The 15,023-nt window shown below is 65.2% G+C and carries 16 protein-coding genes and 1 pseudogene; 13 read left to right on the top strand and 4 right to left on the bottom strand.

The features are described 5' to 3' along the window. The 4 genes and pseudogenes from AC3WN8_RS26710 to AC3WN8_RS26725 form a co-directional block, all read left to right on the top strand. Nucleotides 1-558: pseudogene (locus AC3WN8_RS26710) on the top strand (SPOR domain-containing protein); the annotation flags it as partial. 10 nt (nucleotides 559-568) lie between these two features. Beyond that, complete coding sequence (locus tag AC3WN8_RS26715) at nucleotides 569-1,735, top strand: deoxyguanosinetriphosphate triphosphohydrolase (RefSeq protein WP_492672553.1); 1,167 nt, start codon at nucleotides 569-571, stop codon at nucleotides 1,733-1,735. A gap of 85 nt (nucleotides 1,736-1,820) precedes the next feature. After that, nucleotides 1,821-3,263 (top strand): DUF1800 domain-containing protein, encoded by a 1,443-nt coding sequence (locus tag AC3WN8_RS26720; RefSeq protein WP_492672554.1) that lies wholly within the window; start codon nucleotides 1,821-1,823, stop codon nucleotides 3,261-3,263. Nucleotides 3,264-3,265: 2 nt separating this feature from the next. Beyond that, the gene (locus tag AC3WN8_RS26725; RefSeq protein ID WP_492672555.1) at nucleotides 3,266-4,417 is read left to right on the top strand and encodes a DUF1501 domain-containing protein; all 1,152 of its coding nucleotides are present in this window, start codon (nucleotides 3,266-3,268) and stop codon (nucleotides 4,415-4,417) included. A gap of 26 nt (nucleotides 4,418-4,443) precedes the next feature. Here the strand turns inward: AC3WN8_RS26725 and AC3WN8_RS26730 are convergent, their stop codons facing one another. Further along, a complete protein-coding gene (locus tag AC3WN8_RS26730; protein WP_492672556.1) occupies nucleotides 4,444-4,737 on the bottom strand; it encodes a hypothetical protein in 294 nt (97 codons plus the stop codon). A 207-nt stretch (nucleotides 4,738-4,944) separates the two neighbouring features. Here AC3WN8_RS26730 and argS point away from each other — a divergent pair, with 207 nt between their 5' ends. The 8 genes from argS (at nucleotide 4,945) to tatC (ending at nucleotide 11,571) form a co-directional block, all read left to right on the top strand. Continuing rightward, on the top strand, nucleotides 4,945-6,672 hold the full coding sequence (gene argS / locus AC3WN8_RS26735; RefSeq protein WP_492672557.1) for an arginine--tRNA ligase: 1,728 nt from the start codon (nucleotides 4,945-4,947) through the stop codon (nucleotides 6,670-6,672). After that, a complete protein-coding gene (locus AC3WN8_RS26740; protein WP_492672558.1) occupies nucleotides 6,672-7,418 on the top strand; it encodes an SPOR domain-containing protein in 747 nt (248 codons plus the stop codon). The genes argS and AC3WN8_RS26740 overlap by 1 nt, the downstream gene beginning before the upstream one ends. An 8-nt stretch (nucleotides 7,419-7,426) precedes the next feature. Then, the gene (gene nagZ, locus AC3WN8_RS26745) at nucleotides 7,427-8,437 is read left to right on the top strand and encodes a beta-N-acetylhexosaminidase (RefSeq protein WP_492672559.1); all 1,011 of its coding nucleotides are present in this window, start codon (nucleotides 7,427-7,429) and stop codon (nucleotides 8,435-8,437) included. 63 nt (nucleotides 8,438-8,500) lie between these two features. Beyond that, on the top strand, nucleotides 8,501-9,265 hold the full coding sequence (locus tag AC3WN8_RS26750) for a segregation and condensation protein A (RefSeq protein WP_492672560.1): 765 nt from the start codon (nucleotides 8,501-8,503) through the stop codon (nucleotides 9,263-9,265). Next, nucleotides 9,262-9,855: an SMC-Scp complex subunit ScpB gene (scpB, locus tag AC3WN8_RS26755; RefSeq protein ID WP_492672561.1), complete on the top strand. Its 594-nt coding sequence runs from the start codon at nucleotides 9,262-9,264 to the stop codon at nucleotides 9,853-9,855. Before AC3WN8_RS26750 ends, scpB begins: the two co-directional genes overlap by 4 nt. A gap of 27 nt (nucleotides 9,856-9,882) precedes the next feature. Then, nucleotides 9,883-10,116 carry a twin-arginine translocase TatA/TatE family subunit gene (locus AC3WN8_RS26760; protein ID WP_222993166.1) on the top strand — a complete coding sequence of 78 codons (234 nt, stop codon included), beginning with the start codon at nucleotides 9,883-9,885 and terminating at the stop codon, nucleotides 10,114-10,116. Nucleotides 10,117-10,321: 205 nt separating this feature from the next. After that, on the top strand, nucleotides 10,322-10,810 hold the full coding sequence (tatB, locus tag AC3WN8_RS26765) for a Sec-independent protein translocase protein TatB (protein ID WP_492672562.1): 489 nt from the start codon (nucleotides 10,322-10,324) through the stop codon (nucleotides 10,808-10,810). Beyond that, entirely contained in the window at nucleotides 10,807-11,571 is a 765-nt protein-coding gene (tatC, locus tag AC3WN8_RS26770; RefSeq protein WP_492672563.1) for a twin-arginine translocase subunit TatC, read from the top strand. Before tatB ends, tatC begins: the two co-directional genes overlap by 4 nt. A gap of 55 nt (nucleotides 11,572-11,626) precedes the next feature. Here tatC and AC3WN8_RS26775 read toward each other — a convergent pair whose 3' ends face one another. The 3 genes from AC3WN8_RS26775 to AC3WN8_RS26785 form a co-directional block, all read right to left on the bottom strand. Next, a complete protein-coding gene (locus tag AC3WN8_RS26775; RefSeq protein WP_492672564.1) occupies nucleotides 11,627-11,755 on the bottom strand; it encodes an entericidin A/B family lipoprotein in 129 nt (42 codons plus the stop codon). A gap of 331 nt (nucleotides 11,756-12,086) precedes the next feature. After that, the gene (locus AC3WN8_RS26780; protein WP_492672565.1) at nucleotides 12,087-13,655 is read right to left on the bottom strand and encodes a sensor histidine kinase; all 1,569 of its coding nucleotides are present in this window, start codon (nucleotides 13,653-13,655) and stop codon (nucleotides 12,087-12,089) included. A gap of 45 nt (nucleotides 13,656-13,700) precedes the next feature. Continuing rightward, entirely contained in the window at nucleotides 13,701-13,889 is a 189-nt protein-coding gene (locus tag AC3WN8_RS26785) for a NepR family anti-sigma factor (protein ID WP_492672566.1), read from the bottom strand. A gap of 244 nt (nucleotides 13,890-14,133) precedes the next feature. Between AC3WN8_RS26785 and AC3WN8_RS26790 the strand changes: the two genes are divergently transcribed. After that, nucleotides 14,134-14,934 (top strand): response regulator, encoded by an 801-nt coding sequence (locus AC3WN8_RS26790; RefSeq protein ID WP_492672567.1) that lies wholly within the window; start codon nucleotides 14,134-14,136, stop codon nucleotides 14,932-14,934. Nucleotides 14,935-15,023 lie beyond the last annotated feature (89 nt).

Consider the following 15,023-nt stretch of genomic DNA (forward strand, 5'->3'; position numbering starts at 1 on the left):
CCCTCATCGTCGCCCACCCCGCTTGAGCGTTCGCTGGCCTCGATCGTGCAGGGACTGGAGCTCGAACAGGCCGAGGCGGTTCCGTTGCCCGTTCCTGCGGAGCGCAAGCCGGCTGCAACCGCGACCGTCGCGGCGAAGGTCGCGGACGAGAAGCCCGACGACAGAAAGGCCGCTCTCGAAAAGAAGGCGGCCGACAAGAAAGCCGCGGACAAGAAAGCGGCCGACAGGAAGGAAGCCGACAGGAAAGCCGCCGAAAAGAAGGCCGCGGCGAAGCCGGATCCCAAAAAACTTCATCCCGAGCGGATCTGGGCGCAGATCGCGACCGGCGCGAGCAAGGGCGCGCTCGTCACCGACTATGGCAAGCTGGTCAAGAAGGCGCCGGCCGCGTTCAAGGGCATGACCGGCTGGAGCGTCCCATTCAAGGCGACGCGTCGCTTGCTCGTCGGACCGTTTCCGACCGCGAAAAAGGCGGATGAGTTCCTGAAGAAGGCGGGCATCACCGGATTCGCCTGGACGAGCCCGGCCGGCACGGAGATCGAAAAGCTCGGCGGACGATGAGGCACCGCGGATGAGCGTCCTCGCGCCCTATGCCGCCACGCCCGCAGCGAGCCGGGGGCGGATGCACCGCGAGGCGGATGGCGCCGCGCGTGGCCCGCGTGACGCGTTCCAGCGCGACCGCGACCGGATCATCCATTCGATCGCCTTTCGTCGGCTGCGCCACAAGACCCAGGTGTTCCTGGCGCCCGATGGCGATCATTTCCGCGTTCGGTTGACGCACAGCCTCGAAGTCGCGCAGATCGGGCGAACGATCGCGCGCTCGCTCGGCCTCAACGAGGATCTGACCGAGGCGCTGTGCCTGGCGCACGATATCGGCCATCCGCCATTCGGTCATGCCGGCGAGGATGCGCTGAAGGCCGCGACGCTGGCGCAGGGCGGCTTCGATCACAATGCCCATACGCTGCGCACCCTGATGCGGCTGGAGACGCCTTATCCGCGCTGGGACGGGCTGAACCTGACCTGGGAGACGCTGGAAGGGCTCGCCAAGCATAATGGTCCGATCCGGACGCCGGGCTGGGCGATGCGTGCGGCGGACGCCGAATTCCCGCTCGATCTTGATCGTTGGCCGTCGCTCGAGGCGCAGGTCGCGGCACTCGCCGACGACATCGCCTATGACAATCACGACATCGACGACGGCGTACGCGCCGGTCTGCTCGATATCGACCAGTTGCTCGCGGTGCCGTTGATTGCCGAAGGCTGGGCCGAGGTGACCGCGCGTTGCGAAGGATGCCCCCCGGATCGGCTGCGCGCCGAACTGGTGCGCGTGCAGATCGGGCGGATGGTGAACGACCTGATCGCCGAAACGCAGCGACGGATCGCCGAATCCGGCGTGACGAGCGTCGATGACGTCCGCGCCGCCGGACGCGCGCTGGTCGGCTTTTCGATCGGCATGCGCGACGGCGAGCGTGCGCTGAAGCGCTTCATGTACGCCAATCTCTATCATCATCCGAGCCAGCTCGCCGCGGCGTCGGCGGCGCGTCACGTCGTTTCCGGCCTGTTCGCGGCCTATCGGGACGATCCCACGCATATGCCGGCGGAATGGCTGGCGACCCTGCCGGCCGAAGAGCCTGGACGCAGCCGCCACATCGCCGATTTCGTGGCCGGAATGACGGACCGTTACGCGATCAAGCGCTATCGCGAGGTCGTCGGCCCGATGGATATGCCGGACGGTTTCTGAAACGCGACGAAATCGCGTTCTGACAAACTTTTGAGGTCACGCGGGCGTAGACTCATGCGGTCGCCGATCGTTCGACGAGGCAATGATGGAATATGCGATCGCCCAGAACCGTTTCGGGCTCGGTGTTCGGCCGGACGATGAGTCTCCGGTCGATCCGAGGGCCTGGCTCAGGAACCAGCTTCGGCGTTTCGAGCCACGTCCCGTCGCATTGGCGGATATCCCGACACGCGGGGATGTCGCTTCGGCCTTTGCCAACTATCTGCAGGAAATTCGCGCGCGTGGCATGAGCAGGCAGGAGCCTGCACCGAAGCCTATGACGGACATGACGGCGAAACCCATGGCCGGCGTCGAGAAACAGACGCGGCAACATGTCCGGCAGGCGGCGCGCAGCCAGTATATGGTTGAAGTCGGCGCGCGCATGCGCGCGGCATTGGTCAGCCAGACTCCGTTCGCCGAGCGGCTGGTGCATTTCTGGGCCAATCATTTCGCGGTGTCGGTCGACAGGCTGGCGACGACCGGCCTGGCCGGTCTGCTCGAATTCGAGGCGATCCGGCCCAATCTGCTCGGCAGCTTCGCCGATATGCTGCTTGCGGTCGAACAGCACCCGGCAATGCTGCTTTATCTCGATCAGGCGCAGTCGATCGGTGCGGCATCGATGCTGGGCAGTCAGGTTTCGGCGCGCGGTGGCCGACAGGTCGGTCTGAACGAGAATTTGGCGCGCGAGATACTGGAACTGCACACGCTGGGGGTCCGCACCGGATATCTGCAACAGGACGTGACCGAGTTCGCGCGGGCGCTGACCGGCTGGACGGTGGCGGGACTCACGCGTGGTCCCGCCGCACGCCTGGCCGACCTGATCGGGGAGCCAGGTATGTTCGTCTTTGCTGACCGACTGCACGAGCCGGGCGTGCGGACGATCATGGGCAGGCAATATGCGCAGCAGGGCGAGGGGCAGGCGCGCGCCGTTCTGGAGGATCTGGCGGTCCATCCGGCGACGGCGCGGCATATCGCAACGAAGCTTGCCCGCCATTTCGTCACGGACGATCCGCCGCCGGCGCTCGTCGCGCGCTTGGCCGCGGCGTTCACCTCCTCGCGCGGCGATCTGCCGACTCTCTACGCCGCACTGATCGATGCACCGGAAAGCTGGGCGCCGGACGCCGCCAAGTTCAAGACGCCATGGGACTGGGGCGTCTCGGCGTTGCGCGCGTTGGGTGCGCAGACCATCGATGACAAGGTGGCAATGGCGATGATGCAGCAACTCGGCCAGCCGGTCTGGCGGCCTGGCTCACCCGCGGGTTGGGAGGACGTGGCAGCAAGCTGGCTGGGCCCCGACGCGCTTCTGCGCCGGGTCGAGGTCGCCGAGCGGTTGGCGCGCCGTGCGGGGGAGGCGGGAGATCCGCGGGCGCTCGCAAGCCGCCTGCTGCCGGGAACGCTGAGTCCATCGACGGCCCAGGCGATTGCCCGGGCCGACAGTCCGGGCCAGGGCCTCGCGCTTTTGCTCGTCGCACCGGAATTCCTTCGGAGATAGCAATGATCGACCGGCGTAGATTGATCGGATCGGCGGCATTTTGTGCGGGCATGTTCGCATTCGCACCGCGAATCGCCTTTGCAAGCGCAGCGACCGACCAGCGTTTCGTCTTCATCATCCAGCGCGGGGCCGCCGATGGGCTGGCGATGGTGGCGCCAGTCGGTGATCCGGCTTATGCCGCCGCGCGCGGTGTATTGGCCGAGCTGGGCGGAGCGGCGAAACTCGACTCGACATTCTCGCTGCATCCGGCGCTTGCCGAAACCGCCAGCCTCTATGCTGCAGGCGAGGCACTGTTCGGCCATGCGCTTGCATCCGGCTATCGTGACCGATCGCATTTCGACGGACAGAATATTCTCGAGACCGGTGGTCGCTCCGCCTATGCCGAGAAGACGGGGTGGATGAACCGGCTGGCGGCGATGCTGCCCGACGGAGAGGGAAAGGCACTGGCGATCGCACAGGCGGTGCCAATGGCTTTGCGCGGTCCCATCGAAGTGGCGAGCTACGCGCCTTCGGCATTGCCGAGTGCGTCAGAGGATCTGCTGATGCGTGTCGGTGCGCTCTATAAGGGGGATGCCAAATTCCATGCGCTATGGCAGAGCGCGATGCAGACGCGGATGCTGGCTGGCGATCTTGCCGGTGAGAAGGGCCGTGCCGGCCGCGCGACCGGCGCGCTCGCCGCTCGGCTGATGGTGCCGGCCGATGGCGCACGGCTCGTCATGATCGAAACCGGCGGCTGGGACACGCATAGCGGCCAGAATGCGCGGCTGGCGCTTCAGCTTGGGGGGCTCGACGCCATGGTCGCCGCGTTGAAGGCCGGATTGGGGCCGGTCTGGACGAAAACCATGGTCCTCGTGGCCACCGAGTTCGGCCGCACCGTGGCGGCTAACGGCACGGGCGGGACCGATCACGGTACGGGGGCTGCGGCAATGCTGTTCGGCGGTGCGGTCAAGGGCGGCCATGTGGTCGCCGACTGGCCCGGCCTGCATGCGGGCGCACTTTACGAAGCACGCGACCTTCGCCCGACCGGCCAGATCGAAGGGTTCGTGGCTGGTGCGCTGGCCAGTCACTACGGACTTGAGCCGATCCGCGTCGCGCGGTCTCTCTATCCCACCATTGCGGGCCTGAAGCCGGTGGACGGGCTGGCGAGGGCATAGCGCTCCGCCGGCCCGCCCATCTGGATTCAGCGCGAAGCCAACGTTGTGGCGTTGTCGATGCGCTCGACTTCGCTCAGGCGGAACTCGACGGTCTTGCCTGCGCTGGTGCCGCGGACACGGCCATTGCTGACGATGAGGCGGAACGAGTCGGCGCCGGGATAGCGCTTGCCCGCGATGATCTTGGCCTTGCCCGCGTCGCGCGCGGTGAACACATAGGTAAAGCCGTCATGTTCGAAGCGCGTCTGTTCGGGCTGGGCCAGCGCGACGGCGGGCACGGCAAGGGCGAATGCGGCGATGGCAGCGGTCACGAACTTCGTCATTTGTCGTCCTCCATGTTGAAGGCCGATCAGCACCCCGTTCTGTTCTGTGGCGGATCATGCAGGGCAATGGCGCGATTCCCGATCGCAAATGACGCCTGGGCGATTGCGTTCCACGCATGTCTGCGCCGCGTCGATCGGGCGCAAGGATGGACGCCCGACGGTGAACTCCGCTATGGGCGCACGCTTGCCGCAACCAAAGGTTGATCTGTGACACTTTACGCCCGTTTCGCCGCGCATATCGATGCGGTGCTCGACACGCTCACTGCCGCCGGGGATCTTCCGCAGGGGCTGGAGCGACGCGCCGTGACGGTCGAGCCGCCGCGCGATCCCTCCCATGGCGATCTGGCGACCAACGCCGCGATGGTGCTTGCCAAGCCGGCAGGGACGAATCCGCGCGCGCTGGCGGAGAAGATCGCGGCGGGGCTGGGTGCGATCGACGAAGTGGCATCGGCGGAGATCGCCGGACCGGGCTTCATCAATCTGCGCCTGCACGATGCCGTGTGGCGCGACGAGCTTCAGGCGATCGCGGCGGCTGGCGACGATTATGGTCGTTCCACGATGGGCGCTGGCGTCACCGTCAATGTCGAATATGTCTCGGCCAATCCCACCGGTCCCATGCATATGGGCCATTGTCGCGGCGCCGTTGTCGGCGATGCGCTGGCGACGCTGCTGCAATATGCCGGCCACCGGGTGATCCGCGAATATTATGTCAACGATGCCGGCGGGCAGGTGGACGTGCTCGCCCGCTCGGCGCATCTGCGTTACTGCGAAGTGCTGGGCATCGAGATCGGCGAGATCCCCGAGGGGCTCTATCCGGGCGACTATCTGATTCCCGTCGGTGAGCGGCTGGCGCAGGAATTCGGCCCGACCTATGCCGATGCGCCCGAAAGCGAGTGGCTGGCGCTGTTCCGCGAGCGCGCCGTCGATGCGATGCTGGAGATGATCCGCGCCGATCTGGCGCTGCTCGGCATCCACCACGACCTGTTCTCGTCGGAGGCAGCACTCCAGGCGGCGGGCAAGCCCGAGGCGGCCGAGGCATGGTTGCGCGCACGCGACCTGGTCTATGACGGCGTGCTCGAGGCACCCAAGGGCGAAACGCCCGAGGATTGGGAACCGGTCGAACTGCCGCTGTTCCGCTCGACGCGCTTCGGCGACGATCAGGATCGGCCGATCAAGAAATCGAACGGGCAATGGACCTATTTCGGGGCCGATCTCGCTTATCATTTCCAGAAGGCGCAAACGGCCGATCAGCTCATCGACATCTGGGGCGCCGACCATGCCGGCACGGTGAAGCGCATCCAGGCCGCCGTCGCGGCGCTGACCGAAGGCAAGACGCGGTTCGACGTCAAGCTGGTCCAGATGGTGCGGCTGTTGCGCGCGGGCGAACCGGTGAAGATGTCCAAGCGCTCGGGCAATTTCGTGACGCTTGCCGATATGGTCGGCGAAGTGGGCAAGGATGTGGTCCGCTTCACCATGCTCACCCGCAAGGCCGATGCGCAGATGGACTTCGATTTCGCCAAGGTGGTCGAGGCGTCGAAGGACAATCCGGTCTTCTACGTCCAATATGCCCATGCCCGGATTCGTTCGGTGAATCGCAAGGCCGAGGAGGCCGGCATCGCGATCGGCGTCGCCGACCTGTCCCGCCTTGATACGGACGAGCTGACTGTGGTGAAGCTCGCGGCGCAGTTCCCGCGCATCGTCGAGGCCGCGGCGCTGGCCCGCGAACCGCATCGGATCGCATTCTATCTCTTTGATCTGGCTGCATCTTTCCATGCGCTCTGGAATATGGGCAATGATCGGCCGGATCGGCGCTTCCTGTTGGTGGACGATCCGGAAACCACATCTGCGAGGCTTTTCTTAGCCAATGCGATCGGGCAGATTGTCCGCAATGGTCTCGCCATCATGGGCGTTAAGGCCGTCGAGGAGATGCAGTGATGACCGACACCGACCGCGAAGGCTTGCAGCTTTCCGAGGAGGATCGCCTGCCCTGGCTCGAAGCCGTCGAGGATGCCGACGAGGATGAAGGCATTTCCCCGGCGAAGCTGGCGGGTGGTGTGATCGGTGCGCTCGTCGCGCTCGGCGTCGTCATTGCGGGCGTCTGGTGGATCAAGGATCGCAACGCCCAGCCCGATGGTGACGGCACGCTGATCGCCGCCGCCGAAGGCGATTACAAGGTGAAGCCGGACCAGCCGGGCGGAATGAAGGTGGAAGGCGAAGGCGATTCGTCCTTCGCGACCAGCGAAGGCGCCGAAGCGACGGGCAAGATCGACACCAGCGCGGTCCCCGAGGCACCGGTGGCTGGCGGTCGTGCGCCCGCCAAGCCTGCGGTCGAGCGCCCCGTGGCGGGCGGTCCCGCAGCGACCGTCAAGGTGGCGAACGGCGGCAAGATGCCGGCGCCCGCGGCAAAGCCCGCGCCTGCGCCGAAGCCCGTGGCGGGCCCCGCCGGGTCGACGATCCAGCTCGGCGCATATGGCAGCGAGGCGATCGCCAATCAGAGCTGGACGGCCATGAGCAAGCGTTTCGCCTTTCTGGCGCCGCTCGCGAAGACGATCACGCCGGTGAAGGTGGGGGACAACACTTTCTATCGCCTGCGCGTCGATGCCGGCTCTGCCGGCCAGGCTTCTTCGCTGTGCGGCAAGCTCAAGGTCGCCGGCGAGAACTGCATCATCGCGACGAACTGAGCGAATCGATGAAGCCGGTCATCTTCGGTCTTGCCGGCGAGACGCTGAGCGCGGACGAGCGCGCGCTGTTCGCCGCTGCCCGGCCCGCCGGCTATATCCTGTTCAAGCGCAATATCGCCGACCGCGATCAGCTCCGCCGGCTGACCGACGATCTGCGCACGCTCGACGGACGCGCGGCGCTGCCGATCCTGATCGACCAGGAGGGTGGGCGTGTTGCGCGGATGCAGCCGCCGGTCTGGCCCGCATTCCCGGCCGCCGGCGCGCCGTTCGGTGCGCTCTATGATGTTGCGCCCGCATCGGCGATCGAGGCGGCGCGCGCCAATGCCGAGGCGCTGGCGATCGTGCTGCGTGAATCGGGGATCACCGTCGATTGCCTGCCGCTGCTCGATGTCCGCCAGCCGGGCGCACACGACATCATCGGCGACCGGGCGTTCGGCAGCGATCCGATGCGGGTGGCGGCACTCGGCTGCGCGGTGCTCGATGGATTGCGGCGCGGTGGTTGTGTCGGCGTGGTCAAGCATATGCCGGGCCATGGTCGCGCCGTGGTGGACAGCCATCTCGAATTGCCCGTGGTCGATGCCGAGGCGGAAGCTTTGGAGACCGATCTGGCGCCGTTCGTGTCGCTGAAATCGGCGCCGATGGGGATGACCGCCCATGTCGTCTATACCGCCTGGGATGCGGAGCAGCCCGCGTCGATGTCGCCCCATGTCATCAGCGAGATCATCCGCGGGCGGATCGGCTTCGACGGTTTCCTGATGTCCGACGATATCGACATGAAGGCGCTGAAGGGCAGCGCGTCCGAGAAAGCGGCGGCAGTGGTGGCGGCCGGGTGCGACGCGGCGCTCGACTGCTGGGGGCGGTTCGACGAGATGGCCGCGATCGTCGAGGCGCTCGGCGATATGCCGGCGGCGTCGCTTGCGCGGCTCGAACGTGCAATGGCGACAATCGCGGGCGACGCGCCCATGGGCGATTTCGCGACCCTGGTCGAGAAACGGGACGCATTGCTGGCCTATGCGTGAATCCTCGCCCGTCGGCGGGCGGGGGAGTCGACTTTGCCGGACTCTCGCGGTTACTCTCCGGCGATGAATCCGTACGAGGATCTTTTCGAAGAGGCGCCGCATGCGAGCGCCGACACGCTCACCCTGACGCTGGACAGCTGGGAGGGGCCGCTCGATCTGCTGCTGTCGCTCGCGCGCGTCCAGAAGGTCGACCTGCGCGAAATCTCGATCCTCGCGCTCGTCGAGCAATATCTGACGTTCCTGAGCGAGGCGAAGGCGCTCAAGCTGGAGATCGCCGCCGATTATCTCGTGATGGCGGCGTGGCTCGCCTATCTCAAATCCTGCCTGTTGCTGCCGCGCGATGTGGAGGCCGATCCGTCGCCCGAGGAACTGGCGTTGCGGCTCCAGCTTCGTCTCCAGCGGCTCCACGCGATGCGTGACGCCGGCGCCCGGCTGGTGGGCCGCGACCGGCTGGGCCGTGACGTCTTTCCGCGCGGCGCGCCGGAGGGGTTGCGCGCGATCCGCAAGAGCCTGTGGCAAGCCGAGCTTTACGAACTGATTTCCGCCTATGGTGCGGTGAAGGCGCGCACGGCGCCCGTCTATCACCATGTCGCGCGCCGCGCGGTGATGACGCTCGATGAAGCGTTGCAGCGCGTCGAACGGCTGATCGGCGAGACGATCGACTGGACCGAGATCGGCCGCTTCCTGCCCGACGGACTCGATGGCAGCATGCAGCGCTCGGCACTTGCCTCGAGCTTCGTCGCGGCACTCGAACTGGCGCGGCAGGGGCGTGTCGAGATGCAGCAGGCCGCACCGTTCGCGCCGCTCTATCTGCGGGCGCCATCATGAATCCGCCAGACGATCTGGCGCGCGCGGTCGAAGCCGCGCTGTTCGCCGCGGATCAACCGCTCGGCATCCCGGAACTGCGCGCGCATGTCGGCGATGTCGCCGATCTCAAACAGGTGCTCGAGACGTTGCGCCAGGATTATGCCGGGCGCGGCATCGAACTGGTCGAGCGCGGCGGACGCTGGCATTTCCAGACCGCGCCCGATCTTGCCCATATCCTGCGAAGGGAACGCGAAGAGCCGCGCAAGCTGAGTCGTGCCGGCATCGAGACGCTGGCGATCATCGCCTATCACGAGCCGGTCAGCCGGGCGGAGATCGAGGCGATCCGCGGCGTGCAGATCTCGAAGGGCACGCTGGACGTATTGATGGAGGCAGGTTGGGTGCGCCCCGCCGGCCGTCGTGAAGTGCCGGGGCGGCCGCTAATCTATGCGACTACCCCCGACTTTCTCACGCATTTCGGGCTCGAAAGTCGCCGGGACCTCCCCGGGATCGACGATCTGCGTGCGGCGGGACTGCTCGATCCGATCGATCTGGCGATGGCTGAATTCGATCTTTCCCAAGGCGCGCTGGAAAGCACCGACGAGAGCGAGTAAAGGGGGCCGGAATCGAGGAGATTTGTCATGGGTTTCGGGTCCCCGATCCATTGGATCGTGTTGCTTCTTGTGGTCGTCCTGCTGTTCGGCAGCGGCCGCGTTTCCAGCCTGATGGGCGACGTCGCCAAGGGCATCAAGAGTTTCCGCAAGGGCATGGCGGAGGATGATGAAGCCAAGCCGCAGTCGCGGATCGATACGCCGCGCGTCGTTGATGCCGCGCCTGAGCGTGATGCGCGCCCGGTGAGCGAGGATCGGCCCTGAGCCGGGCCGTTGATGCTGAAGATCACTTAAGAGCCTGACCGCGCTGTGAGGTGGGGTGCGGTCGCGCTTCCACCTCAACCGATCCGGCTCTGCAGCAAGCCGCGCGAAATGTGAATCGCACGCCTAGCTGCAGGTTTTTGTGATCGCATCGCTTGGCGCGGAAAACCGGTTCCCACTTTTCCGCGCGATGCTTTAGAAAGTCGCCATGTTCGATATCGCCCCAACCGAATTGCTGCTCTGCGCGCTCGTCGCGCTGGTGGTGATCGGACCCAAGGACCTGCCCAAGGCGATGCGCGTGGTCGGCCATTGGGTCGGCCGGGCGCGGGGGATGGCGCGCCAGTTCCGCTCCGGCTTCGACGCGATGGTCCGCGAGGCCGAGCTGGACGAGATGGAAAAGAAATGGGCGGCGGAGAATGAGCGCATCATGCGCGAGCATCCGCCCGAGCCTTCACCCGAAACCCAGCCTGAATCCCCCGTTGCCGCGCCGGCAGAGGCCGAAGCAGTGCCCGATTCCGACACACCAGCGACAGACATGCCTGCACCGATCCCGCCGACAACATCCATCGGGCCGCCAAACGAGCCTGCGCCGCCGCCGGTGGAATCGGCTACGCCCCCCCAGCAGACAGAAGCGCCGAAATCCAACGGACAGCTCGATCTCGGCCTGGGCGGCACGCCTGCGGATTCCAAGCCATGAAGGAGATCGACGAGAGCCGCATGCCGCTGCTCGATCACCTGATCGAACTGCGCCGCCGTCTGCTGTGGAGCGTTGCGGCGCTGGGTGTCGCTTTTGCGGTCTGCCTGTATCTGGCCGAGCCGATCTTCGCCTTTCTGGTCCAGCCGCTGCTCAAGGCAGGGCAGGGCAAGCTGATCTACACCGACATTTTCGAAGCGTTCTTCGTGAATCTGAAAGTGGCGCTGTTCGCATCGTTGATGCTGTCGTTTCCGGTGATCGCGACACAGATCTGGCGGTTCGTGGCGCCGGGCCTCTATTCGAACGAGAAGCGCGCCTTTCTGCCGTTTCTGATTATGACGCCGGTGCTGTTCCTGAGCGGCGCGGCGCTGGCCTATTATTTCGCGATGCCGGTCGCGCTGCATTTCCTGCTCGGCTTCGAGGGCAATGTCGGGGGCGTGGAACAGGAAGCATTGCCGGCGATCGGCAATTATCTGAGCTTCGTCACCAAATTCCTGTTCGGCTTCGGTGTCGCATTCCTGCTGCCGGTGCTGCTGATGCTGCTCGAGCGTGCGGGCATCGTCACCCGTCAGCAGCTCGCCTCCGGTCGACGCTATGCGATCGTTGGCGCTTTTGCCATCTCGGCGGTGCTGACTCCGCCCGACGTTGTCTCGCAGCTCCTGCTCGCCATCCCGCTGGTGCTGCTTTACGAATTGGCGCTGATTGCGATCCTGTTTACCGAACGCCGTCGGGTGAAGGCGGCAGCGGCGGCGGACTCCGAATAGGCAAGGGACGCGTCAGGCCGGCTGGCCCGGCGCGCCCTTGATGTTCGAAATCGACTTATTTCGCTGCTTTTTCGACGGTATTGCCAACCGATTTCACGTCGCGGCCGGCGCCTTCGATGGTGTTGCAGGCGCTGACGAGAAGCGTGCCCACCAGCAGGGCGGCGCCAAGATATTTGCGGACCATGATCTTTCTCCGATGAGGGCGCATCGTATCGATGCTGCGCTGGTAAAAATGCGCAGACGACGGATTCGGTTCCGCAACGATCGGCACGGCTGACCGTCCGATCGCCTATTCCGGATTGTTCGATATGATGTGCGGGGTGTTCTGGACGATTTAGGCCCGGACATGCCACCGGGGGGGAGGGGGTTGGCATGTCCGGGCCCGTGTCTTGGATAGCGAGAGCGGGGGGGCAAAAGGTCACTATCCGAACTTCAAAACGGACGTGAAAAACAAAGGTTCCAGGAAAATCGTATTTTTCGACGTTTTTTTTTGAAGCAAAAAAAGACGAGAAAAATCAGTCTGTTTCCTCGGCCGTCTCGCCAATGACGGTGATTTGGATCGAGAATTCTCCGCCTTCCCGGTCGCGTTCGAGTGGTGAACGGAGCTGTCGCGACAAGCCTTCGAGCACGCGACCGAAGCGGTTCTCCATGCGCAGGACCAGATCGGGAGTCTCGATCAGTGCGGAAGACGTGACCGAGAGAAGCGCATTATGCGCCGAGGCGGGGACGAGCCTGATCACGATCGTCGCGCGAGGGTCGGTGAGCAGCGAGAGTTCGATGAGCTCGGTGAGCAGGAACGCGACGGAAACGGCAACGTCCTGGTTCGTATAGCAGGGGCAGATATCGACGCCGATCGGCGGGACGGGGTCGCCTTCCCGCACCGAGCCGCGGATATTCTGCGCCAATTCGCCGACCAGGGCGCGCAAGCTGACGCCGCGATTCTCCTCCAGTTCCGCATAATGATTGCGGTGGACGACGGCGAGCGCGTCCACCCGGCGTTGGATCGAGGCATAGGCGCGGACCACGTCGGGCTGGAGCTGGCCCCGCGCGTGGAGGTTGATCAGGCTGGCGACGACCTGCAGGTTGTTCTTGACCCGGTGATGCACCTCCCGGGTCAGGCGTGTCTGGCGAGCAAGGCCCGCGGCAAGCTCCGCATCGTGCCTGGAGATCATTTCGGTGATGTGGCGAAAGGTTTCGCTGAGTTGGCGGAGTTCCTGTGCCGAGGTCTCCATGCCGCGCGGCGGGGCGATGATCTCGCCGGGCTTGTAGCCCGATACCGTTCGTTCGAGCTGGCGTAGCGGACGGATCAGCATCCTGTTCACCACGAACCAGCCGATGAGTGCGGCCGCGGCCCACATGACCAGCGGGAGCATGATCGACAGGATCTCGACCGCGCTGAACGGCGTGCGCGGCGTCGTGATCTCGGCATTGAGACCGGTGGCGCCGACGGGGGTGGCCATCGTCTCATAGCCGGCGAAGCCCGCGCTCGGCGTCACGTCGATCAGTGGAAGCGTCTTGCCTTCGCTGGTGAGCGAAAGCGCATATGGGACGGGCGACGAGTCCGATGCGATAGCGGCGGCCATTGTCTGGTCGGAATAACGCAATACGCCGACGACCCCACCGGAGACCGGCACCACGATATCGAGCGCATCCGTGCTCAGTTCGTAGCTGGGCGGGGCGTCCGAATCGAACCCAAGCATGCTCGGCCGGACCGGTGTGAAGCCCGGCGACGCACACCAGGGCGCGGATGCGGTCTCGAATAATGCGAATTGCGGCATCCGTCTGGATTGCGCGGCAAGGATTTCGGTGAAGCGGGCGCAGCGGTCTATATCGTCGGGATCGGTCGACGCGCTGCGCATCGTGGCGCGCGCGAGCGAAGCGTCGGAGGCCCAGGAGGATGCGAGTCGGCGCGCATTCTCGTTCAGCGCGATCCGGATCTGCGCCCGTTTCTCGAGATCTGCGGTGCGGCTCGACTGCAATGTGGCGAGAAAAGCGATCAGGCCCAGCGGCAACAGCGCCAGGCTGAGGATCAGGAAAACGCGAAAGCCCGTCGAACGATTGATGAAGAGGAGCCGGCCTGGCACGCGGCCGGGCTTCTCCTCATCCTGATCTAGCGTGAACACATGCGATCAGCCGAGCTTGCCCAGCAGATCCAGCATTTCCTGGGGGACCGATTCGTCGATGGTTTTCTGATAGATAGAGCGTAGTGCCTCGCCGACGATAGGATTCTTGCCGCCAGACGTCTTGCCCTTCGACTTTGCCTTGCTCGTTGGCTCGCGAGCCACAGCCACTTTTTCTGTTTTTTTTCCTGACGCCACCGGTGATCCATTCCCCCCTGAAGATCTCGATCAACACACAAATGCCGTCATAGCGGCATAAAAGCCGATCCGGCGCGCGCCGGTCGGGCACCGGTATATTTTACGGCCCGCGCATGAAACAAAAAAACGCCTCGATAGTTCCACAACCGACGCGGAAGAGTCGTTTTTTTGCGTTCGGGGGCCGGGGGTTGCCAAGCCCTGTCCGTCAAATCACAAGGTCAGTCCCTAGAGGAGCTTCCTATCGATGTCGCTTGGACAACAGCTTGCGCCCCATCTTCCCTTTCTTCGCCGCTACGCGCGTGCGCTGACCGGCAGCCAGAATCATGGCGATGCCTATGTGCGCGCGGCGCTCGAGGCGATCGTCGATGCCCCGGATCAATTTCCCCGCGACGTCGATCCCCGGCTCGGGCTCTACCGAACGTTCCAGGCGATCTGGAGCTCGACCAATCTGGACGAGCCGGATCTGGTCAAGGATCGCGGATCCGATATGCCGGAGGCGATCGCGCAGGCCAGGCTGGCCGCGGTGACGCCGCGTTCGCGCCAGGCGTTGCTGCTGACCTCGATGGAGGGTTTTTCCAACGAGGATGCCGCCTATCTGATCGAAGCCACACCCGCCGAGATCGAGGCCCTGGTCGGCGAGGCCCTTTCGGAGATCGAGCGGCAGACGCGTGCCGATGTGCTCATCATCGAGGATGAGCCGATCATCGCGATGGATATCGAGACGATCGTCCGCGATCTCGGCCATGACGTGACGGGCGTTGCCGTCACGCGCGACGAAGCGGTGGCGCAGGCGCGGGCGCGGCGCCCCGGCCTGGTGCTGGCCGACATCCAGCTCGCCGACGACAGCAGCGGCATCGACGCGGTGAAGGACATCCTCGCCGAATTCAGCGTGCCGGTCATCTTCATCACCGCATTTCCGGAGCGGTTGCTCACCGGTGAACGGCCCGAGCCGACCTTCCTGATCACCAAGCCTTTCCAGCGTTCGACGGTGAAGGCGGCGATCGCGCAGGCGCTGTTCTTCGACGCGGCGACAGTTCCGGCTTGAATGCCCGCCCGGGTTCCCACCGTTCCGGATTCGGAACTGTGGGCGCCGCGCAACGTTCATGCACTTGAGCGACACTGCGAAAGGGCGGG

The organism is Sphingobium sp. FW305-3-2-15-F-TSA7 (assembly GCF_058787155.1).